This window comes from Paraburkholderia phosphatilytica (assembly GCF_003443895.1).
Taxonomy (GTDB): domain Bacteria; phylum Pseudomonadota; class Gammaproteobacteria; order Burkholderiales; family Burkholderiaceae; genus Paraburkholderia; species Paraburkholderia phosphatilytica.
On record NZ_QQOA01000004.1, the window covers coordinates 225,041 to 245,379 of the forward strand.

General features: G+C 65.9%; 17 protein-coding genes. 9 read left to right on the forward strand and 8 right to left on the reverse strand.

Annotation, left to right across the window (positions count from 1 at the left end):
* Positions 1 to 8: 8 nt before the first annotated feature.
* Both DVS29_RS06305 and dut read left to right on the forward strand, forming a co-directional pair.
* Positions 9 to 1,010 carry an LLM class flavin-dependent oxidoreductase gene (locus DVS29_RS06305; protein WP_118179554.1) on the forward strand — a complete coding sequence of 334 codons (1,002 nt, stop codon included), beginning with the start codon at positions 9 to 11 and terminating at the stop codon, positions 1,008 to 1,010.
* A 43-nt stretch (positions 1,011 to 1,053) separates the two neighbouring features.
* Positions 1,054 to 1,500 carry a dUTP diphosphatase gene (dut, locus tag DVS29_RS06310; RefSeq protein ID WP_118179555.1) on the forward strand — a complete coding sequence of 149 codons (447 nt, stop codon included), beginning with the start codon at positions 1,054 to 1,056 and terminating at the stop codon, positions 1,498 to 1,500.
* An 80-nt stretch (positions 1,501 to 1,580) separates the two neighbouring features.
* On the opposite strand, the gene clpA is transcribed toward dut, so the two are convergent.
* Both clpA and clpS read right to left on the reverse strand, forming a co-directional pair.
* Positions 1,581 to 3,872, reverse strand: coding sequence for an ATP-dependent Clp protease ATP-binding subunit ClpA (gene clpA, locus DVS29_RS06315; protein WP_118179556.1), 2,292 nt, complete (start codon positions 3,870 to 3,872; stop codon positions 1,581 to 1,583).
* Complete coding sequence (gene clpS / locus DVS29_RS06320; RefSeq protein WP_118179557.1) at positions 3,869 to 4,183, reverse strand: ATP-dependent Clp protease adapter ClpS; 315 nt, start codon at positions 4,181 to 4,183, stop codon at positions 3,869 to 3,871. The genes clpA and clpS overlap by 4 nt, the downstream gene beginning before the upstream one ends.
* Before the next feature lie 542 nt (positions 4,184 to 4,725).
* On the opposite strand from clpS, the gene cspD reads away from it, so the two are divergent.
* The gene (gene cspD, locus DVS29_RS06325; protein WP_017776809.1) at positions 4,726 to 4,932 is read left to right on the forward strand and encodes a cold shock domain-containing protein CspD; all 207 of its coding nucleotides are present in this window, start codon (positions 4,726 to 4,728) and stop codon (positions 4,930 to 4,932) included.
* Positions 4,933 to 5,028: 96 nt separating this feature from the next.
* Here the strand turns inward: cspD and DVS29_RS06330 are convergent, their stop codons facing one another.
* Positions 5,029 to 6,741 carry a multicopper oxidase family protein gene (locus tag DVS29_RS06330; RefSeq protein WP_118179692.1) on the reverse strand — a complete coding sequence of 571 codons (1,713 nt, stop codon included), beginning with the start codon at positions 6,739 to 6,741 and terminating at the stop codon, positions 5,029 to 5,031.
* 337 nt (positions 6,742 to 7,078) lie between these two features.
* Here DVS29_RS06330 and DVS29_RS36820 point away from each other — a divergent pair, with 337 nt between their 5' ends.
* From DVS29_RS36820 to DVS29_RS06350, 4 genes are all read left to right on the forward strand, one after another.
* Positions 7,079 to 7,414, forward strand: a complete 336-nt coding sequence (locus DVS29_RS36820) for a hypothetical protein (protein ID WP_124800603.1) — start codon at positions 7,079 to 7,081, stop codon at positions 7,412 to 7,414.
* Positions 7,415 to 7,556: 142 nt separating this feature from the next.
* Positions 7,557 to 8,234, forward strand: a complete 678-nt coding sequence (locus tag DVS29_RS06340) for a pyridoxamine 5'-phosphate oxidase family protein (protein ID WP_118179559.1) — start codon at positions 7,557 to 7,559, stop codon at positions 8,232 to 8,234.
* A 204-nt stretch (positions 8,235 to 8,438) separates the two neighbouring features.
* Positions 8,439 to 9,110, forward strand: coding sequence for a DUF3455 domain-containing protein (locus tag DVS29_RS06345; RefSeq protein ID WP_164707852.1), 672 nt, complete (start codon positions 8,439 to 8,441; stop codon positions 9,108 to 9,110).
* Between the two features lie 54 nt (positions 9,111 to 9,164).
* Positions 9,165 to 10,259: an LLM class flavin-dependent oxidoreductase gene (locus DVS29_RS06350; protein ID WP_118179561.1), complete on the forward strand. Its 1,095-nt coding sequence runs from the start codon at positions 9,165 to 9,167 to the stop codon at positions 10,257 to 10,259.
* On the opposite strand, the gene DVS29_RS06355 is transcribed toward DVS29_RS06350, so the two are convergent.
* From DVS29_RS06355 to DVS29_RS06365, 3 genes are read right to left on the reverse strand one after another with little or no spacing between them, the layout of a single operon-like run.
* Positions 10,223 to 11,656 carry a polysaccharide pyruvyl transferase family protein gene (locus DVS29_RS06355; protein WP_118179562.1) on the reverse strand — a complete coding sequence of 478 codons (1,434 nt, stop codon included), beginning with the start codon at positions 11,654 to 11,656 and terminating at the stop codon, positions 10,223 to 10,225. The genes DVS29_RS06350 and DVS29_RS06355 overlap by 37 nt on opposite strands.
* The gene (locus tag DVS29_RS06360) at positions 11,653 to 13,602 is read right to left on the reverse strand and encodes a thiamine pyrophosphate-binding protein (protein WP_118179563.1); all 1,950 of its coding nucleotides are present in this window, start codon (positions 13,600 to 13,602) and stop codon (positions 11,653 to 11,655) included. Before DVS29_RS06360 ends, DVS29_RS06355 begins: the two co-directional genes overlap by 4 nt.
* Positions 13,599 to 14,687, reverse strand: coding sequence for an aromatic ring-hydroxylating dioxygenase subunit alpha (locus DVS29_RS06365; protein ID WP_118179564.1), 1,089 nt, complete (start codon positions 14,685 to 14,687; stop codon positions 13,599 to 13,601). The genes DVS29_RS06360 and DVS29_RS06365 overlap by 4 nt, the downstream gene beginning before the upstream one ends.
* Positions 14,688 to 15,291: 604 nt before the next feature.
* Here DVS29_RS06365 and DVS29_RS06370 point away from each other — a divergent pair.
* Positions 15,292 to 16,428, forward strand: coding sequence for a response regulator transcription factor (locus DVS29_RS06370; protein ID WP_118179695.1), 1,137 nt, complete (start codon positions 15,292 to 15,294; stop codon positions 16,426 to 16,428).
* On the opposite strand, the gene DVS29_RS06375 is transcribed toward DVS29_RS06370, so the two are convergent.
* Positions 16,416 to 17,612 (reverse strand): cupin-like domain-containing protein, encoded by a 1,197-nt coding sequence (locus DVS29_RS06375; RefSeq protein WP_118179565.1) that lies wholly within the window; start codon positions 17,610 to 17,612, stop codon positions 16,416 to 16,418. The genes DVS29_RS06370 and DVS29_RS06375 overlap by 13 nt on opposite strands.
* A gap of 166 nt (positions 17,613 to 17,778) precedes the next feature.
* On the opposite strand from DVS29_RS06375, the gene DVS29_RS06380 reads away from it, so the two are divergent.
* The gene (locus DVS29_RS06380; protein WP_164707853.1) at positions 17,779 to 18,480 is read left to right on the forward strand and encodes a DUF3455 domain-containing protein; all 702 of its coding nucleotides are present in this window, start codon (positions 17,779 to 17,781) and stop codon (positions 18,478 to 18,480) included.
* A 67-nt stretch (positions 18,481 to 18,547) separates the two neighbouring features.
* Here the strand turns inward: DVS29_RS06380 and sctC are convergent, their stop codons facing one another.
* Entirely contained in the window at positions 18,548 to 20,314 is a 1,767-nt protein-coding gene (gene sctC / locus DVS29_RS06385; protein WP_240655496.1) for a type III secretion system outer membrane ring subunit SctC, read from the reverse strand.
* Positions 20,315 to 20,339 lie beyond the last annotated feature (25 nt).

Here is a 20,339-nt window from a genome sequence, read left to right on the forward strand (position 1 = left end):
GCGCGATCATGACGTTACTTTCCGTGCTCGATCAGACGCCCGTCATCGCCGGGCATTCCACTGGCGACGCGATCGCCGCGACTGTCGAACTCGCGCAGCTCGCGGACGACCTCGGCTACACGCGTTACTGGTGTGCCGAGCATCATGGGCTCCACGGCGTGTCGAACCCGTGCCCCGAAGTGATGCTCGCGCGGCTTGGCAGCGTGACGAAACGCATCCGCATCGGCTCGGGCGGCGTGATGCTGCCGTACTACAGCCCGTTCAAGGTCGCCGAGCAGTTCCTGATGCTCGAAGCGCTGTTTCCGGGGCGCATCGATCTCGGCGTCGGACGCGCGCCGGGTGGCGACATGCGCACCGCGCAGGCGGTCGCGGCCGGCGGCTACAATCGCGGCGACATCTTCACGCAGCAGGTGATCGATCTCGTCGGGCTGATGGACGGCACGCTGCCGGAGACGCATCTCGCGCACGGCGTGCTGCTGCAACCGCAGATCGACACGCGGCCGCAGTTGTGGATGCTCGGCTCGAGCGACTTCGGCGGACTGCTCGCGGCGCAGCTCGGCATCCGCTTCGCGTTCGCGCATTTCATCAACGCGCACTTCGGCCACGCGGTTGCCGAGGCCTACCGCGAACGCTTCGTGCCCGGCCACGAGGCGCGCCCGTATCTGGCCGCGGCGGTTTTCGTGATCTGCGCCGACACCGAGCAGGAAGCCTTCGACCTCGAAAAAGCCGTCGACCTGCGGCGCGTGCAGATGGCCTACGGCCTCAACCTGCCGATTCCGTCAGTCGAGCAAGGGCTCGCGCAGGAGTACGGCGACCGCGAGCGCCTGATCATCGACCGCGAGAAGCCGCGCAGCATCATCGGCACACCGGACACCGTCACCGAACGGCTGCACGCGCTGCAAAGCCAGTTCGACGCGGACGAGCTCGTCGTGCTGACCGTTGCAGGCAGCTATCGGGCGCGGCTGCGCTCGTACGAGCTGCTGGCGTCCGCATTTGAATTGCCTCGCTGAACCGGGCGCCACTTTCCTTTTCAATCCTTCACAGCGATACCGCATGAAACTCGACCTGAAGATCCTGAACCCGCGCATGCGCGAACACCTGCCCCACTACGCGACCACCGGCAGCGCCGGGCTCGACCTGCGCGCGTGCCTCGACGCGCCGCTGACGCTCGAACCTGGACAGACGGCGCTGGTGCCGACCGGTCTCGCGATTCACGTCGGCGACCCCGGCTATGCAGCGCTGATCCTGCCGCGCTCGGGCCTCGGCCACAAGCATGGGATCGTGCTCGGCAACCTCGTCGGGCTGATCGATTCGGATTATCAAGGTGAGCTGATGATCTCGACGTGGAACCGCGGCACCACCACGTTCGTGCTGAACCCGATGGAACGCCTCGCACAGCTGGTGATCGTGCCGGTCGTGCAGGCGCAGTTCAATATCGTCGATGAATTTCCCGCCAGCGAGCGCGGGGAAGGCGGGTTCGGCAGCACCGGGAAGCATTGAGGTCGGCTTTGCAACGCCGATAAAAAACGGCGTGGTTCCTTTCGGAACCACGCCGTTTTGCGTTGAAGCTTCGTCGAGACTTACTCGACTTCCACCGCTTCCGGATTGCGCGGCGCCGGCGTTTCGTCGAACGTGAGCTGCACCTTGTCGTCGGCATCGACGTCGACCGTCACGCGGCCGCCGTTCATCAGCTTGCCGAAGAGCAGCTCGTCGGCCAGCGCACGACGGATCGTGTCCTGGATCAGACGCTGCATCGGGCGCGCACCCATCAGCGGATCGAAACCGTGCTTCGCGAGATGCTTGCGCAGCGCGTCGGTGAAGAGCGCGTCGACCTTCTTCTCGTGCAGCTGGTCCTCGAGCTGCATCAGGAACTTGTCGACCACGCGCATGATGATTTCTTCATCGAGCGAGCGGAAGCTGATGGTCGCGTCCAGACGATTGCGGAACTCCGGCGTGAACATGCGCTTGATGTCGGCCATTTCGTCGCCGGTTTCGCGGCGCGTGGTGAAGCCGATCGTCGACTTGTTCATCGCTTCCGCGCCCGCGTTCGTCGTCATGATGATGATGACGTTGCGGAAGTCGGCCTTGCGTCCGTTGTTGTCCGTCAGCGTGCCGTGGTCCATCACCTGCAGCAGCACGTTGTAGATGTCCGGATGCGCCTTCTCGATTTCGTCGAGCAGCAGCACGCAGTGCGGCTTCTTCGTAACGGCTTCGGTGAGCAGACCGCCCTGGTCAAACCCGACGTATCCCGGCGGCGCGCCGATCAGACGGCTCACCGCGTGACGCTCCATGTACTCCGACATGTCGAAGCGGATCAGCTCGATGCCGAGCGTGAACGCCAGCTGGCGCGCCACTTCGGTCTTGCCGACACCCGTCGGGCCGGAGAACAGGAACGCGCCGATCGGCTTGTCGGTCTTGCCGAGACCCGCGCGCGCCATCTTGATGGACGCGGACAGCGCATCGATGGCCGGATCCTGGCCGAACACGACGGCCTTCAGGTCGCGGTCCAGCGTCTGCAGCTTGCTGCGGTCGTCCTGCGACACGCTTTGCGGCGGCACGCGCGCGATCTTCGAGATGATTTCCTCGATCTCGGTCTTGCCGATGGTGCGCTTCTGCTTCGACTTCGGCAGGATGCGCTGCGCCGCGCCCGCTTCGTCGATCACGTCGATCGCCTTGTCCGGCAGATGGCGATCGGTAATGAAGCGCGCCGACAGCTCAGCCGCCGCCGACAGCGCACCCGACGAGTACTTCACGCCGTGGTGTTCCTCGAAGCGCGACTTCAGGCCGCGCAGGATCGCAACCGTCTGCTCGACCGTCGGCTCCGTCACGTCGACCTTCTGGAAGCGCCGCGACAGCGCCGCATCCTTTTCGAAGATGCCGCGGTATTCGGTGAACGTGGTCGCGCCGATGCACTTGAGCGTGCCCGACGACAGCGCCGGCTTCAACAGGTTCGACGCGTCCAGCGTACCGCCCGACGCGGCGCCCGCGCCGATCAGCGTATGGATTTCGTCTATGAACAGAATGGCGTGCGGACGCTCTTTCAGTTCCTTCAGCACCGTCTTCAGGCGCTGCTCGAAATCGCCGCGGTACTTGGTACCGGCGAGGAGCGCGCCCATGTCGAGCGAATACACCTGCGCGTCGGCCAGAATATCCGGCACTTCGCCGCGCGTGATCCGATACGCGAGACCTTCGGCGATCGCGGTCTTGCCGACCCCGGCCTCGCCGACCAGCAGCGGATTGTTCTTGCGACGGCGGCACAGCACCTGCACCACGCGCTCGACCTCGGACTCGCGCCCGATCAGCGGATCGATGCGGCCGTCCTTCGCCATCTGGTTCAGATTCTGGGTGAACTGCGCGAGCGGGGTTTCCTTCTGCGCGGCGGCTTCGTCGGATTCCGCGTTCGCGTCGCTCGCTTTCGTCGCGTCGGAACTGTTCGTCTTCGCGATGCCGTGCGAGATGAAGTTGACCACGTCGAGACGGGTGACGCCCTGCTGCTGCAGGTAGTACACCGCGTGCGAGTCCTTCTCGCCGAAGATCGCGACGAGCACGTTCGCGCCCGTGACTTCCTTCTTGCCGTTCGAGGTGGACTGAACGTGCATGATCGCGCGCTGGATCACGCGCTGGAAGCCCAGCGTGGGCTGCGTATCCACGTCGTCCGTGCCTGGCACGGTCGGCGTGTTGTCATGAATGAAGTTGCGCAGGTTCTGCCGCAGATCTTCGATGTTCGCGGCGCACGCACGCAACACCTCCGCGGCGGTGGGGTTGTCCAGCAGCGCCAACAACAGATGTTCGACCGTAATGAACTCATGCCGCGCCTGGCGTGCTTCCATGAACGCCATGTGCAGACTGACTTCCAGTTCCTGGGCAATCATGCTTCCTCCATCACGCACTGCAGCGGATGCCCGGCCTGCCTTGCGTGGGTAACTACCTGCTCAACTTTGGTCGCCGCGATGTCCCGCGTATAGACCCCACAAACTCCCCGTCCCTCTCGATGCACCTTCAACATGATCTGCGTTGCCGTCTCGCGATCCTTGCTGAAGTATTCCTGCACGATCATCACGACGAATTCCATCGGCGTGAAGTCGTCATTCAACAGCACCACCTTGTACATGGACGGCGGCTTCAGCTTCTGTTCCTGCCGCTCCAGTACGGTGCCGTCCTGCTTGTCCGGGATAATCGCCATACACCCATTCTAAACAACTCGGACAGGCCCGCAATCCTGTCAAAACCCAACCGGCCCGCCGGTGGTTCGTTCCGCTTTCGCCCTGCGAAAACCTTCAGAGCCAGCAAAATTGGCGAGGCCGATTGCGAGGGGCGGCACGCCCGGATATCCCGCACCGCCGCGCGATGCGAATACCCGGAAACGAGTATCGCACAACCTGTGCCGACGGGCTGCGCGCCAGACCGCATTCGCAGTGTCATCAGCGCGCCTTGCTGATGTGAGTCGATTATGCGACTTTTCAAGACGGCCCGCTTGCGCCACCGCACACAAGGAAAGCCGGAGAAACCCTGGAAATCGAGTCATTTACAACGTCGAACCATGCATCTCAAAATCTTCTTGACACTCGAATAAAGAGCCTCAACAATCAAGCTGGCACTTTTTTCAGCCAGCGCATATTTCGAAAAAATGCCGATGGTGAGCTAGTGAGGAGGGGGCGATAGCGGTCGGGTCGTCAGGCTTTTCGAGCGTGCTCGTGGTAGACATGAGTTACAGGGGATGTTGGTATGGCAACTGGTACGGTCAAATGGTTCAATGACGCGAAAGGTTTCGGATTCATTACGCCCGACGAAGGCGGTGAGGATCTGTTTGCGCACTTTTCCGCGATCCAGATGAACGGCTTCAAGACTCTGAAGGAAGGCCAGAAGGTCTCTTTTGAAGTCGTGCAAGGTCCGAAGGGCAAGCAGGCATCGAACATCCAGGCAGCTGCCTGATCCGTTCGAATCCGAACCTTGAGAACCCGGCTTCGCGCCGGGTTTTTTCATTTCAGGCGCCCGTGGCATCAAAACGCCACGGGCCGCCGCCTGCCGTCAGACCACCTTCAGCGTGCCCATCATGCCGAGGTCCTCGTGTTCGAGGATGTGGCAGTGGAACATCCGCTCGCCCGCCGTCTGCTGCTGCACCGATATCCGCACGATCTCGCCGGGCTCCACGTTGACGGTGTCGCGCCACGCGCGGAACGGCTCGGGCGTCACGACGCCGCCCTTCACCCGCTCGACGACCTGGAACTGCGTGCCGTGCAGATGGAACGGATGGTCCATGTCGGACTGGTTGTCGATCGACCAGCGTTCGACGTCGCCGCGCCGGCTCGTCAGCGTGATGCGCGCCGGGTCGAACGATGCGCCGTTTACCAGGAAACGCATGCCCGCCGGCAGATCGTGCATCCCGGCCGGCATGCCGTGCATGCCCGCACCCGGCTGGTGCATCGTGGCCATGTCCATCTGTTCGGAGAACACCACCGTCTTGCTGGCGACCGGCGCGGCCGGCGCGGCGATCTCGCGCAGCCTCGCCGGTAGCACACGCGGCGCGGCGCCCGCTGCCGCCGGCGCGAACTCGACGTCGGCGAGCGGCATGGCGGGAGACGGCGGCAGGCTCGCGTCGCCGTGTGACATCGTCATCGACATCTTGCGGCGATCGTAGAGCGCGGCGGTCAGCACGGCGGGGGTGGCGGACGCGCCGTCCGAAGCGCCACCGCCTTTGGCCCGCACGATCAGCTCGGCCCGCTCGCCAGGCGCGAGCAACAGACGCGTCAGCCCTTCGCGCGGCGCCGCGAGCAGGCCGCCGTCGGTGCCGACCTGCGCGAACGGATGATCGTCGCCGAGCGTCAGCAGCAGGTAGCGCGCATTGCACGCGTTCCAGACGCGCCAGCGCTCGTCGCCGGCCATCGCGATGCGCGGCCGGCGCGCGCCGTTGACCAGCACGAACTGCCCTTCCCGGCCGTTCATCCAGTCCATCATGTAGTTCGGAGCGATCGCGCCGTCGGCGGCGAGCTTCAGGTCAGTGAAGAACAGATGTCGCTCCGGCCAGCCGGCAAGCGGATCGTCCGGCGCTCGCACGATGATCGGCCCCGCCAGCCCGCGAAACACCTGTTCCGCCGACAACTGGTGCGGATGCGGGTGATACCAGTACGTGCCGGCGCTGCCGGGCGGCAACGTGAAGCGGTAGACGCGGCTCCCGCCCGGCGCGACCGCGTCGGCCGGGTTGCCGTCCTGATCGGGTGGCACCGGCAGGCCGTGCCAATGGATCGTCGATGGCTGCGCGAGACGGTTCACGAAGCGGATCTCGACCGTGTCGCCCTCGCGAACCTCGATCATTGGGCCGACGACCGGGCCCGCCTCTGCGCCGCCGGCACCACCGTCGCCGCCGTCGTACTGCCAGAACGTCGTGGGATGGCCAGGCAGCAGCGTGCGCGAGACAGGCTGCGCGACGAGCGTCGCGCGAAACACGCCGGGTTCGCGGCTTTCGTTCGGGAGCGTGCGCAGCATGGCCAGCGGCGCGCCCGCCGGCAGCGCGTCGGCGCTCGCGAGCGGCGCGGAGCCGGTCATCGCGTGGGCCCCGCCAGTCTGGTGAGCGCTCCCGGCGCCGTGGTGCATCGATGGCATCGACGCCATGCCGGGCATCGAGCCCATGTCGTCCATGCCCTGCATTCCAGCGTGCGACGACGTCTGTCCGAAGCTGCCGCGCGCGAAAACCGCCGACATCGCGGCGCCCAGCGTGCGCAGCATGAATTCCCTGCGAATCATGAATGTGTCCTCCTGCGTGACGGCCTGCTTGCAGCCGTGTGCCTGCGGCGGCGTTCGCATCTGCGTCACGGGTCTGGCATTGAACTGATGGGTAGCACGTCGCACCGTCGCCTTGCGCGAACAAGACAAAACGCGGGCAGCCAGGCAACGATGCGAAGATGTAAAGGCGTCAAGCGCCAGTAAAGCGCGTCACGCAGGAACGTGCAGTTCAGACGATCGGAGGCCGCAGGCGCGGCGGAAGGATCACGCCGTCGCGCGGCGCGTCGGGCCAGGGTCGGGGCAGCACAGCACCGGTCAGATCAGGCGCGAACGCGAAACTTGCCGGCAACGCGCAGCAATGAATGCCGCACAACGTCGCGCAGCAGTCATCGCACGGGCCGTGCGTGCAATGACAGCGCATGCCGCGGCGCATCGGGTCCGCTGCCGGCTCGCAATGCGCTGTGCCGGCCACTACCATCGCACCCGATCGATCATCCGCGCGGTGCTCGCCCGTGCTCGCAGCCAGCACCACCTGCACCACCGCCACATCGCCATGATGTTCATGCGCGCTCACTCCCTGCAGCGGCAGGCAGACGAAACACAACAGCAGCAGGAGTCGCTGGAAGAGGTTCATCGTGAGGTGAAGCAACGCGATGCGCATCGATTGCGGGAGCGGAAGGAAACGGCATCATAGCTTAGGCACATCAACAGCGATTCGAGCGCGCGCAACCGCGTGGCCCCACCCACGAGCCCGATGGTGGACCTACGCAGCGCGTCGCGATCTTTCTATCGTTGACGCTTTCACCACCACAACACGCCGCCCACCGCACGCCACGATGACCACCACCACGCCCGACGAAACCGCTCCGCCCTCCCTTCGCACCCGCATTCGCCGCATCGCGCAGCGCGGCCACTACGACCGCGCGACGCTGCACGCGATCGTCGACGACGCGTTCATCTGTCACGTCGCGTTCGCCGACGCGCACGGCGTGCACTGCATCCCCACCGCCTGCTGGCGCGAGGGCGACTATCTATACATTCACGGTTCGAACGGCAGCCGGATGCTGAAGCTCGCCGCGAGCGGCGCACAGGTCTGCGTGATGATCACACATCTCGACGGTCTCGTGCTCGCGCGCTCCGCGTTCCATCACTCGATGAACTACCGGTCCGCGGTGATCTACGGCAGCTTCGAAGTCGTGCCCGACGACCACAAGGCCGCCGCGCTCGATGCGTTCATGGAAGGCTTCGCGCCGGGCCGCTCGCGGCAGGTGCGGCGCGGCAACGCGAGCGAACTCGCGGCCACGACGATGCTGCGCATCGCGCTCGCCGAAGCGGCGTCGAAGATCCGCACCGGCGGTCCCGCCGACGACGAGGACGATCTCGCGCTGCCCGTCTGGGCTGGCGTCCTGCCGATGGCGCTCGCGCCGCTGCCGCCGCAAGCCGACACGCCGGCGATCGAGCCACCCGACTACGTGCAGCAGTGGCGCGAGGGGGACGTCGCCGATCCGGTGTAGATGTCGCAAGGCGAGCGCAAACAACCCGCGCCGCCGAGCGCGATTCCTGCGCGCCGCTATCCCGTGCTTCGTGTCGCGGCGCGCGCGGGCGGCGTGGATCGGGTCTGATAGCCACACTGCCCATTGGCTCTCCGATCCGCCCGTCCGGTCCCTCGCCCGATGAACGCTCCTCGCGAACGCGCCCGCCGTCGCCGACTTCCCGCTATGCCAGACGCGCTGGCCGCGCTGGCCGGAATCGGCGTGCTGCTCGCGCTCTCCGGCTGCGCGACGCCGCCGCCTCCGCCCACCGCGAACGAATCGCTGCCCGCCACGCTCCAGTCGCGCCCCGACGAAGTGCTGCAGGAAGTCGTGACCACGTCCCATGGCGACGAAAACTACATCTGCCGGCGCACGCCGCCATCGCTCGCGAACCTCACGACGCCGCCCACGCGAGGCGTCGCCGCCGACGGCACGCAGCTGCTGTGGGCCGAGGTCGGCTCGGAATCGATGCTGGTCGATGCGAACGGCGAAAGCATCGGCACCGTGGTCCCCGCGCAGCACTTCCTCGCGTACGACGGCAGCTACGTGATCGGCACGCCGTTCGCCGAAACCCAGGTCAAGCCGGGCACGCTCACGTGGGCGCGCTACGCGGCGAAATTCGACGCGGCGCCGCGTCCTGGCGAGGGACGCTTCGCGAACGTCAGCTCGATCCAGCGCATCGACACGACCGGCGGCCTGCCACTGCAGCCCGAATGCACGCAGGAGGGCGAGCACCTGTACGTGCCGTACACGGCGACCTACATGATCTACCGCACGAAAGGCGAGGCGCCGGTGGCGTCGCTGCCTTCGACTTCGGCACAGAACACCGCGCAGGTCGTCGCGCTACCCACGCACTAAACCTGAACCGCGCCGCGCGACCGCCCTTCCCGCCGCTTGCCCAAGGAGTCGACAATGCAATCCGGCCTGTTCCTCACGATGCCCGCGCCTGACCCTCACGCGCAGCCGGCCGCCGAACTCTACCGGCGCGCGCTCGAAATGGCCGAGGCCGCGGATACGCTCGGCTACACGCACTTCTGGCTCGCCGAGCATCACTTCACGAACTACTCGCACTCGTCGCGGCCGCTCGTACTGCTGTCCCACATCGCGGCGCGCACGCGCAATCTGCGGCTCGGTCCGGCAATCGTGCCGCTGCCGCTGCATCATCCGCTCGTGGTCGCGGAAGAACTCACGACGCTCGATGTGCTGTCGGGCGGCCGCGTCGAAATCGGTCTCGGCAGCGGTTATCAGGCGTACCAGTACGAGCGCTTCGGGCTCGTCAAAGGAGCAGCACCCGCGCGCGATCAGGAAGCGATCGACGTGCTGCTGCGCGCGGTGCGCGAACCGCTGTTCTCGTTCAACGGCGAGCACTTCCAGATTCCGCGCACGACCCTTGTGCCGCAGCCGCTGCAACGCGCGATGCCGCTGTGGCTCGTCGTCAACTCGAGCCGGCGCGAGTCGGTGGAACTCGCGGTGAAGCGGCGCGCGAATCTGTTCACGGGCGTGCTCGAACCGCTGTCGCAACTCACCAACGTGCGCACGCAATACACGGATCTGTTCGACGGGATCGCGCCGTTGCGGATCGGCACGCAGCGCCCCGTGTATGTCGCGCAGAGCGACGCGGAAGCACGCGAAGCCGTCGAGCACGCGCGCTGGAATGGCCGCGCGACATTGCGGCTGCGGCACGGTTTCGGCGACGTGATCGACGGCCGTGTGCCCGCCGATCCGCTGCCGAACGAACCCGCCGACGACGTGCTGCGCAGCGACTACGTCGTGATCGGCACCGTCGACGAATGCATCCACCAGCTGCGCAGAATCCGCAGCGGACTCGGCTGCGATTATTTCAGCGCGAGCTTCTGGTTCGGCGCGCTCGCACACGAGCAGGTGATGCAATCGATGCGCCGCTTCGCGACGCACGTGATGCCGGTGCTCGCTGACGATGCCAGGCGGCAAGCAAGGCAGCGCGACGAAAATCAGCGCAACGGCGAAACAACCTCCGCACTGGCGTAACCCAGCACAGTGGCAACCAGCCACGTTCCCATCTCGTCGAAACGCGCGCGCTCATTGCGCGCGTAGTCGCATAACCGGTCGACCAGCGCAGCGCGCAACGGCGCCTGATCCAGCATGTCGATGCATCCGAGGCAGCGCTGCACGGCATCGCGCGCATCGCACGGCGCGCGCCATTCCGTGCATCCGGCTTCGTCGAGCAGACGGTCGATGCGCGTATCCATCGACAGCCCGAACACCGGCACGCCATGTGACATCGCCAGCACGGCCGCGTGATAGCGGGTCGTGACGACGCACTCTGCGTGCGCCACCGTCGCGGCCACCGTATCGAGCGGATGCTCGCCACGCACGACGCGCTCGATTGCAAATGACACGCGTGCGGCAACGTCCGCACACGCAGCGCGATCGAGCTGCTCCATGCCGACCAGCACCGGCGTGTAGCCGCGCTGCCGCAAACCCACCGCGATGGCCGCGTAGCGTTCGAGATACGCGTCGTACGATTGCGCGCGCTTCGCATCCCAGCTTTGAAAATGTAGTAGTCCGTAACGATGCGGCGAGGTTTCGCCGCCTGCGTCGAGCGCTCGGGCCCGTGCCGCGTCGGCACGTACCGGCCACCAGAACGGGTTGTTCGGACACAGCGCGGCGATGCGCTCGCCGCCTGCACGCGAATTCACGCTATGCAGCGGAAGCGGCGGCGCACGATACGTCCACGCGGTATCGCAGCCTCGCATCGTCGCCACGCCCAGCGCTTCGAGCTGCGCGCACGCCGCATCGTTGCGGCCGATCACGTAACCGCCATGCGCCGCGTTGCGCTTCACGAAGCGCGTCAGCGCATCGGTCATCGCGCCGCTGTCCACGCCGTACGCAATCGCCGGACGTCCATGCGCATGCGCGAGCGCGACGCCGCCGATCAGCACGCCCGCGAGCGTGTCCGAGAACTTCGACGTATAGGTCGAACCCTCGACGTTGATCACCACGTCCGCGTCGCGGATCGCCGCATCGAGCGCATCGGGCAGATACGGCAGCGACGGCACGAACTTCGGCGTGGCCGCCAGCAACGGATGATCGAAGCAGCTGCCGAGCGCGAACAGCGTCAGCGCGAGCTCGCGCGGCGCAAACAGGCGCTGCAGCTGCGCGATCGTTTCGATCGTGCGCAGATCGGCGCCGGTGTTGCCCGGCCCGGTATAGCCGAGCAGCAGCGCGCGCAGCGCTTTAGCATTGCCATTGCGTTGCAGGTTCGCGGTCGCCGGCGACTCGCGACGTGCGCGCCGCGCGGCATCGATGCGCGCCTGCATGTCGTCGAGAAACACTTCGTCGGGTTGCGCGGCGCTCGCGTAGCGATGCAGCGCGAGCGTCGAACGGCGCACGGGATCATCGTCGTCGCGAAGCCAGTCCATCATGCGCTCCCAGCGCCGCGCGCGAGTTGTGCGATCTGCGCGATGCCGGAACGCGCGGGCACCGCGATCTCGACGATCGTCACGCCAGCATGATTGCGGGCGAATTCAAGCGCGGCGTCCAGCGTCTCGCGACTCTCCGCGCGACGATGCGCGAGGCCGAAGCCCTGCGCGAGCGCGGCAAGATCAATCGCGTAAGGATTGCGGATCGCGCGCTTGAAGCCAGTTTCGCGCGCCGCCGGCAGAAAATCGAAGATCGCGCCGCCGCCGTTGTCGACGACGCAGACACACGCGGGCGTCGCCACGCGCTGTGCCGCGGCGAGCGCGGACAGGTCGTGCACGAACGCCTGGTCGCCGAGCACGAGCAGGCCCGCGTCGCGACGCGCCAACGCTTCGCCGACGAAGGTCGACAGCGTGCCGTCGATGCCGCTTACGCCGCGGCTCGCGTAGACCGTTTGCGCATCGGCGCGCAGTGCGTAGCCGATATCCGCGTGACGCATCGGCATCGAGTTGCCGATGTGCAGGAACGCAAAACCAGGCGCCGCGAGCACGCGATGCACCGCGACGACTTCGCCCCAGCCGAGCGCGGCGACACGGGCGCGTCGTTCGCGCGCCGCTTGTGCCGCTACGCTCGCCCAGCGCTCGCGCCATCCAGCGTTCACTGCATGGCGCGCGGGGTCAGCATCGGCATCGCGATGATTGAAGTCGCACAACGCATCGGCCAGCAGCCCCAGTGCGTCGGCGCCTGGCGCCACCAGCACGTCGCGTGGAACGAGCCCGCGATGCAGATAGTCGTACGCGATCCGATGCGCCGCCACGCGAATCGTCGGTGCATCGCCATGCGCTTCGAACCACGTGTGCAGCGTGGGCAGCACCGGCGCAAGACCGAAGCGGATCACGAGTTCCGGATGCGCATGCGCGAGACGGCCGGCGCTCAATGCATCGAACGCACTGACGATCAGCGCGCCCGCTTCGCCGGGCAACGCAGCTTCGGGCGACAACACGTCGCCGCCCGAACGCAGCCCGCTCGCGACATCGGCGATCACCGGGAAGCCTGTGCACTGCGCAAACGCAAAGATCGCCTGCAACGGCACGGCCGGTTCCGCGCCCACGACGATGAGACCATCGATGCCTCCGTGCCGCTGAACTTGTGCTGAATCGCGCGCGTTCTGTACGCGATTCAGCACACGGTGCGCAACGTCGCCTACCACGTCGCGCGCATCCGGCGGCGTGACGTCGGGCAACGCGACTGGCAAAGAAAACGACTGACGCGTAGCCAGCATCGTATCCACAGACACAGCATGCGTTTCCAGCGCGTCATACACGCCCGCAAGTGGCACGTTCAGATGCGCCGGTCCACGCGTTACGCGCCGCGGCGACGGCAGCGTATCGATACTCGGTAAAGCTAACGATTCATGCGCATCGAACCGAGGCATGCCCAGCATCGCCGCGAGTGCAGCCTCAACCCGCGCGCACATCGCCGTCACCGCTTCAACCGAATCGTGCGGGTCGTCGAGGTCGGCCTGCGCGCGTACGAAGGCCTGCGTTGCGCCGAGATGATCGGCCATCTGCCCGAAGCTCGCGCCGCGCAGCGCACGCGGCCGGTCGCAGCTGATCGCGACGAGCGGCACGTCGCTCGCATCGGCTTCGAGCAGCGCCGGCAGCGCGTTCGCGATCGCGGAGCCCGAGGTCATCACGATCGCGACCGGCGTGCCGCTCGCCTTCGCGAGTCCGAGCGCGACGAACGCTCCACTGCGCTCGTCGGTGCTGACCATCTCGACGGCGATGCGCGGATGCGCGTCGAGCGCGAGACACATTGCGCTCGCGCGGCCGCCAGGACACAGCACCGCATGCCGCACGCCGGCCGCCACCAGCATGCCGACGATGCACTCCACCCACACCGCGTTCAACGATACGGCCGCCGTGTCCTCCGCAAGCAGCGTCGCCATCATGCCGCCGCGAATGCCGGCTTGACCGGAATCACGCGCGGCCCTGCATCGCCTTCGCGCTCGCGCTCACTCGCGATCAGCCGCTCCATGATCCGCCGCGCGCGGATAGCGCCCTGATCGATCGGCAGCAGCGCAGGTTGCGCGGACCAGAAGTCCGCATCGCCGAGGTTATTCTGCTGCGCTTCGAGCATCGGCAGATCTTCGAGCTCGAATGGCTTCATCAGGCCGTCCACCGCGTAGCGCACCAGTTCGCGTCCCGCATCGCCCATCGAGTTCGGCAAACCGAACGCGAAGAAGTAGTGCGTCGTACGTTCAGTTTCCGGCGTGAGCCAGTGCGCGGACGGCGCGATGCGGCCCGCTTCGCGCGGGATGCCCGCCCCCGTCACGCCGACGACGATCATGAGCAACCCGGGCGGCATCCACTTCACGTCCATCCACCGATCGACCCGCATGCCCGGCGGCACGCCGAAGCCATCCGCGACGAACGGCTGCAGTGTTTCGTCGAAGGTCGAGCGGCGCACCAGCACCGCAGTGTCGGAACCGGCCGTCTCGACGTCGCCCTGCGCAATCGCTTCGCTGCCGAGCGTATCCGGATGCAGGAACTGGAAGTGGCTCAGGTCGAGCAGGTTGTCCGCGCTCAGCTGATAGTGCGCGCGCGTTTTCAGGTAGCCGTGATGCGTGAGGTTCGCGTCCGGATCGACAAAGGCAAACGAAGGCAGCAGTGCCGCATCGGCACGCGCTACATCGCCGGGCCAGAACCAGATCGCGCCGAACCGTTCGAGCACCGGATACGCGCGCACCTGCGCCTGCGAAGGCACGCGCCCGTCGCCATGCGGATTGTGCACGCAACGGCCATCGCCATCGAAGCGCAGGCCGTGATACGGACATTCGATCGCACCGTCGGCAACACGCCCTCGCGACAGCGGCGCGAAGCGATGCGCGCAGCGATCGTCGAGCGCGAACGCACGGCCCTCGGCATTCCGGCACAGCACGACGGGCCGCCCGAGCAAGGTTCGCGCGAGCGGCGCGTCACCGCGCACCTCGTGCGCGAACGCGGCGACGTACCACGTGTTCAACAGGAATGACATGAACGCACCCGGACAATGGACGGAACCGTCACTGCCGCGATACCGAAGAAAATCATCGGCCGTCACTGGCAACGAACGGGTCTTTAAAGGGGACTTAAAGCGCGGCGCGACGCACGCTGTTTCAAGCGAGTCTAGAGAGTCAGACGTCACACAGTTTCAATAAACCTCATGCGTGCGCGAAAAAGCGCCCATCGAAGCGCAGCGACAATGCTCAAAAAGTCTGAAGCTTGCTTGCGGAACAGTAAGGTTTTGAAATGCCTTGCAAGACATGCATTTGCGCGATACCCGGGTCAGGCTTACCGCGCATGCGAATTGGCATCGAAATTAATACCGACTTACGCGTGAACCCGCATTCACGCAGCTATGGCGGGCATTTCCGAGCGTATCCACTTTAAATCGTCGCTTTAACGAGGCGTCCTATAGTTGAGACGCTCAACGGTAGCGCTTCCACCGAAACAATTCGTTACAGCCCTGATTTACGAACCTCCGTAGCTTTCGATTGCGCGGCCGGTAATCGCAGTGGGTAAAGCGGCAAGCAAAGCGCAGTGAGCAAAGCAGCCAGCAAACTAAGGCGCATCCTTTGGCGTCGTCCCTGGAGAGCAAGTTGAAATTCGCCGTGATGACCACCAATAGCAGTCTGTTCAATCTGATCTGCCTGTGCTTCAGCGACGAGACGATCGAGTGCCTCCGCTTCAATGACGACGTCGCGCTGTCTCGCGCAATCTATCGCGAGGAGTATCACGCGATCATCGTCGACGCGGCCACCGGTATCGACGCGAACCGCGCGGTATTCGCGCGCCGCGCGTGCTACGGCGACCGGCGCGCGCCGCTGATCGTGGTCGGCGCATTCGACGGCCGCGACGGCATCGAGCAGGCCTTCAACGCGGGTGCCGACGACGTCGTGCGCTCGCCAGTCGATCGCAACGAACTCGCGGTACGCACGCATCTCGCGCTGCGGCGCTTCCAGTCCGTCTCGCCGCCGCGCACCGACGACTGCCTCTGCTACGGTCCGTACCGGCTCGACCGCCGGGCCGGCGTCGTGCTGCTCGACGAACACGAGATCCGCCTGACCGTGCGCGAATTCGCGATCGCGTGGCTGCTGTTCTCGCATGCGGGCGAATACGTGAGCCGGCGCACAATTGCCGGCGCGATCTGGAGCAGCACCGAAGACATCGTCGGCCGCACGCTCGAACAGCACATCTACAAGCTGCGCAAGAAGCTGAATCTCAACGGCACGACCGGCGTGCAACTGCGCACGATGTACGCGCACGGCTACCGGATCGAACTCTGCGACGGCCGCCAGGAACCCGCGGACGCGCGGGAGCAGCAACCGTTGCACGAGCAGCCGTTGCTTGCGGCCTCGCCGCGCCCCGTGCCGCTGCATCGCGGCACCGACCGGGTGGCGGCCGCGCTCGACGCAAAGAGCCGCGTCCCGGTATCGCGGCAGGCGGCCAGCGATTCGCTCGCGCTCGCATCGTGCGCAACGCGCGTGGTCGGCGTGCATGCCGAAGACAGCGAAGCGGCCTGCACCGCATTGCCGTGGGCGCAGTACGCGACGTTCTGGCGTGACGGCACAACCCGCGACACACCAGGCGCAACACCGCGCGCCGCGGTGCGGCCGGCCGGAATCACCGCGACTTACGTCGCGCCCGACGAGTCGGCCGACTCCAGCGATGCAGGCACTACGCCGTCATTCGCGGTTCCCGCCGCGCTGCTGGTCCATTCGCGTCAGCGTGGCTGACGGTACGGCAACGAACGTTGCGCCGAGCTCTTCGTGCCCGCATAGCGTTCGATCGCTTCATCGCCGGCAAAGCGGCTGATCGACAGTGTCGCGCCGGTTGCCCACACGCAATGGAACCAGCCCGTCGGAATCACGAGCAGATCGCCCGGTCCGATGGTCACATCGACGAAACACGCCTGAGCGAAGCGCGGAAAGCGGTCGAGATCGGGCGCAGCGGCATCGACGCGGCATGGGCGATAGGTGTTGAACGCGTCGAGCGCATAGACGTTGCAGGCTTCGCGCGGCGCAAAGAGCCGCACGCGCTTACGGCCATGCAGCTGCGCGAGAAACGAGTTCTCCAGATCGCAATGCAGGTTCGTCACGAGCGTTTCCCCGCTGCGCGCGCCGAACCACAACTGCGCCGGCCCGAAGAGATCCTGGGGCAACTGCGGCAAACGGAAACGCCCTTTCCACGCGTCCGGTATCGGCGTGCCGCCGGTATACGCCGCCTCGATCGGCGTCGACCCGGTCGTCCCGGCAAGGGCGTCGATGAAATCGCCCAGCGTTTGCGCACGGCCGCTACGCGGGTCGTCCCGCAGCACGACGGCGCCTTCGTGTTCGCGCCATTGCGCAAGCGTCCAGTTCGCTTCGGGCCAGGCGAACGGCGCGCGGATGAGCAGCGGCAAACCCGCGAGGATCGAAGCGACCGCGTGCTGCGTCCACGCCGATGTCTCACGCGCATCGACCGTGCTCACGTCGCGCAGCAACGGCAGCGTTCTCGCACGTGCACGTTCGAGCGCCGCTGCGCCCTCGGGCGTCGGCCGTTTCAGCAGTTGCAGCCAGTAGGCGGCGATTCGCTGCGAGCCTTCCACGCGCACGCCGCCGTGTGCCGCCATAGCCGCGCTACGCGGGTCGAAACGCGTCGGGTTCGCCAGCATGTTCTGCAACACGGCAGCCGTCATCGCGATACGTGCGGCGGGCTCATTGGTGCAAGCGTCGAGCCGCGAGCATGTGACGCTGTCGCCCAGCGTGAAGCGGCGGCTCAGCTCGGTCTGATCGGTGACGAACACATCGACAGCGAACGGACTCGCCGTCGGCAGATAGTGTTCAGAAAGAAGCGCCACGAGCCCTTCCAGCGAGGCTTCGTTCAGTGCGATTCCGGCGCGCGACGAAGCGCGGTCGGGCGATGCAATGGCATGAAGCATGTCGGTTCATCAGGCACGCAGAGCGGTGACAGCGCAGTATGACGGGCACGAGCGTCGCGCTGACACGGATTGGCGAAACACGGTCCAATCGCTACGCCACCTCATGCACCGCTTCGCATTCTCCCCATGCTCCACACACCCGCTGCGTTGTAATGGTATGTGGTCGATGAAAGTCGATGAAACCGGTCCGGCTCACATGATGCGACGCCTCTCCTATGCAGTTGCCGTACCGCTCGCCGTTGCATGCGGTGCGAGCCTCACCGGTTGCGCGACGCCCCCGCACAGTTCCAACAGTTCCGCGTCGACAAACATCGAACTACCCGTTGAACTGAAGACAGGCACCGAACAGACGCTCGACGACGTCCTCGTCACACGCGGCGACGAAACCTGGCGCTGCGAACGCGCGGACTCGCCTGCAGCGAACAAGGCATCGAACGAAGCAGCGAGTCCGCCCACCGACCTCAGATGGATCCAGACCGGCTCCGCGGGCACGCTCGTCGACCGCGCGCGGCAGAATGTCGGCAAGGTGCTGCCGGGCGGCTACTTCGTCGCCGACGACGGCAGCTTCGTGAAGGCGGAGGTTGCGCGTCAAAGCCAGGTCGACGCGAATACGCTGACCTGGGCGCTCTTCAGCACGCAGGGCACCGGCGAACCCACGTTCACGCGGGGCCGCTTCGCGGGCATCTCGTCGATCCAGCGCATCGACACCGTGGGCGGGCTGCCGCCGAATCCTCGTTGCACGCACGAAGGTCTGCGCATGTTCGTGCCGTACAGCGCCACCTACCTGCTGTACCGGGCGAGAGAAAAGAACAATGCCAGCGCACAGCCGCACGCATCGCAACCCAACGTGATCGTCAGCGCGAACTAGCAAACAGAACGGGCGCCGCTTACAGCCGGCGCCCGTCGTCAGAACATCAACAAGCCTGCACATCCACTCAGAAATCGATCACCCGCGGCGTCAGCAGAAACACCCGCTCCAGGTGCGTGCGCGAGTCGTCGTTGTTGCGGAACAGCGCGCCGAGCAGCGGGATCTTCGAGAGCCCCGGCACATTCGTCGTGCCGTTCGACTTGGTGTCGGAGTTGTAGCCCGCGATCAGCAGGCTCTCGCCCTGACCCACCAGCGCCTGCGTGTTGATTTCGCTCGACGTGATGACCGGCAGCGTATCGACGGTCTGGTCGCCCGCAATCTGGCCATCCTCGATATGCACGTTCAGCTTCACGTAGGTCTTGCCGTTTTCGTGGATCACGAGCGGCAGCACGCGCAGCGACACACCTGTCGAAATGCTGTACAGGTCGGCGGCGGTATAGCCAGTCACACGCACGAAGAAGCTCGTCTTGTTGTCCATCACCGCTTCCACATTGTCGAGCGTCGCGACCTTCGGCGTCGCATCGATCTTCGCGAGCGTGTTCGACTGCGACGCGTTGATGCGCGCAAGCAGATAGCGCCCCGCGTCGCCCAGCACGGCCGTAAGCGAACCGCCGACCGGCGTCGTGCTCACCACGGTCGTGCCGTCGGAAAGCGTGGTCGTGCCGAAGTTCGGATTGATGTTGCCGTTGTAGCCGTTCTGCTGATACGTGCCCGAGCCCGTCTGCAGGTCGAGGTGACTGTTGTGCGCGCGCCAGTCGATGCCGATCTGCTGCAGGAAGTTGTCGTCGATCTCGATGATGTGCGCTTCGATCTCGATCACCTTCGGCCGGACGTCGAGCGCATTCACGAGCGCGGCGTATTGATCGATGCGCTGCGGCACGTCGCGCACCAGCACCGAGTTCGTGATCGGATCGGCGCGGATCACCGGCAGCGCGGCATCCACGCCGCTGCCCGACGAACTGGCCGTTGCATAGCCGCCTGCGCCGCGCGCACCGCTCGCGCCATTGCCGGCACCACCCGCCCCGCCCGCGCTCGAACCGCTGAACACGCTGCCATATGAAGCGTTGCCGCTCATGCCGGGCGGCAGCGGCGGCATCAAGGTCTGCGCGCTGCCGTTCGAATCGCCGTTCGAGAAGCCGCCGCCGTTGGTTTGCCCTCCCACGTCCGACATCTGCTGTACGCGCTGGATGTTCGGCGATCCGGAAGGCGCGCCGCCGCCATTCGCGCCGCCGCCGTTGCTGGTCGGATGGTAGAGACCCGACAGCACGCTCGCCACGCCCTTCACGGTGATCGTGTCGCCGTCGAGCTGCACCTTGTGGTCATCGGCCCACGCATGCTGCAGCTTGTAGATGCGCACCACGGAACCGCTGTTGCGGTCCTCGCTTTCGTCGAGCTTCTGCGCGACCGACTGCACCACCTGCACGTAATCGGGCGGACCGTTGACGAGCACCGTGCCCGCCGCGGTGTCGTACGTCACCGGAAAGCGCGGATCGTTCAGCCGCATCGCCTGCAGCGCGGCAATCAGCTGTTGCGGCGTCGCATGCGACAGATGCACGACCTGACGCGTAACGTCGTTCGCGTTGCTGATCGACAGGATGTTGCCGTCGTAGAACCACACGAAGCCGAAGGTGGACGCGAGCGTGTCGAGGAAGCGTTGCGGCGACATGTCGAACTGGCCGCTCACCGTGCCCGTCACGTTGCTCGCGATCGACGCCGTGATGCCCTGGCTCGCGGTGAAATCGCGCAGCACGTCGACGAGGCCCTTGCCTTGCACTTCGATATGCACGGTCTGGTTGCGCCAGCGCACAGGCGTGGCGTTGGCCCACGAAGGCATGGCCGCGGCGATCACGATCAATGCG

Coding starts and splice junctions, on each gene's coding strand:
- DVS29_RS06305 (WP_118179554.1), top strand. CDS start 9: ATGACGTTACTTTCCGTGCTCGATCAGACGCCCGTCATCGCCGGGCAT.
- dut (WP_118179555.1), top strand. CDS start 1,054: ATGAAACTCGACCTGAAGATCCTGAACCCGCGCATGCGCGAACACCTG.
- clpA (WP_118179556.1), bottom strand. CDS start 3,872: ATGATTGCCCAGGAACTGGAAGTCAGTCTGCACATGGCGTTCATGGAA.
- clpS (WP_118179557.1), bottom strand. CDS start 4,183: ATGGCGATTATCCCGGACAAGCAGGACGGCACCGTACTGGAGCGGCAG.
- cspD (WP_017776809.1), top strand. CDS start 4,726: ATGGCAACTGGTACGGTCAAATGGTTCAATGACGCGAAAGGTTTCGGA.
- DVS29_RS06330 (WP_118179692.1), bottom strand. CDS start 6,741: ATGATTCGCAGGGAATTCATGCTGCGCACGCTGGGCGCCGCGATGTCG.
- DVS29_RS36820 (WP_124800603.1), top strand. CDS start 7,079: ATGAATGCCGCACAACGTCGCGCAGCAGTCATCGCACGGGCCGTGCGT.
- DVS29_RS06340 (WP_118179559.1), top strand. CDS start 7,557: ATGACCACCACCACGCCCGACGAAACCGCTCCGCCCTCCCTTCGCACC.
- DVS29_RS06345 (WP_164707852.1), top strand. CDS start 8,439: ATGCCAGACGCGCTGGCCGCGCTGGCCGGAATCGGCGTGCTGCTCGCG.
- DVS29_RS06350 (WP_118179561.1), top strand. CDS start 9,165: ATGCAATCCGGCCTGTTCCTCACGATGCCCGCGCCTGACCCTCACGCG.
- DVS29_RS06355 (WP_118179562.1), bottom strand. CDS start 11,656: ATGATGGACTGGCTTCGCGACGACGATGATCCCGTGCGCCGTTCGACG.
- DVS29_RS06360 (WP_118179563.1), bottom strand. CDS start 13,602: ATGATGGCGACGCTGCTTGCGGAGGACACGGCGGCCGTATCGTTGAAC.
- DVS29_RS06365 (WP_118179564.1), bottom strand. CDS start 14,687: ATGTCATTCCTGTTGAACACGTGGTACGTCGCCGCGTTCGCGCACGAG.
- DVS29_RS06375 (WP_118179565.1), bottom strand. CDS start 17,612: ATGCTTCATGCCATTGCATCGCCCGACCGCGCTTCGTCGCGCGCCGGA.
- DVS29_RS06380 (WP_164707853.1), top strand. CDS start 17,779: ATGAAAGTCGATGAAACCGGTCCGGCTCACATGATGCGACGCCTCTCC.
- sctC (WP_240655496.1), bottom strand. CDS start 20,314: ATGCCTTCGTGGGCCAACGCCACGCCTGTGCGCTGGCGCAACCAGACC.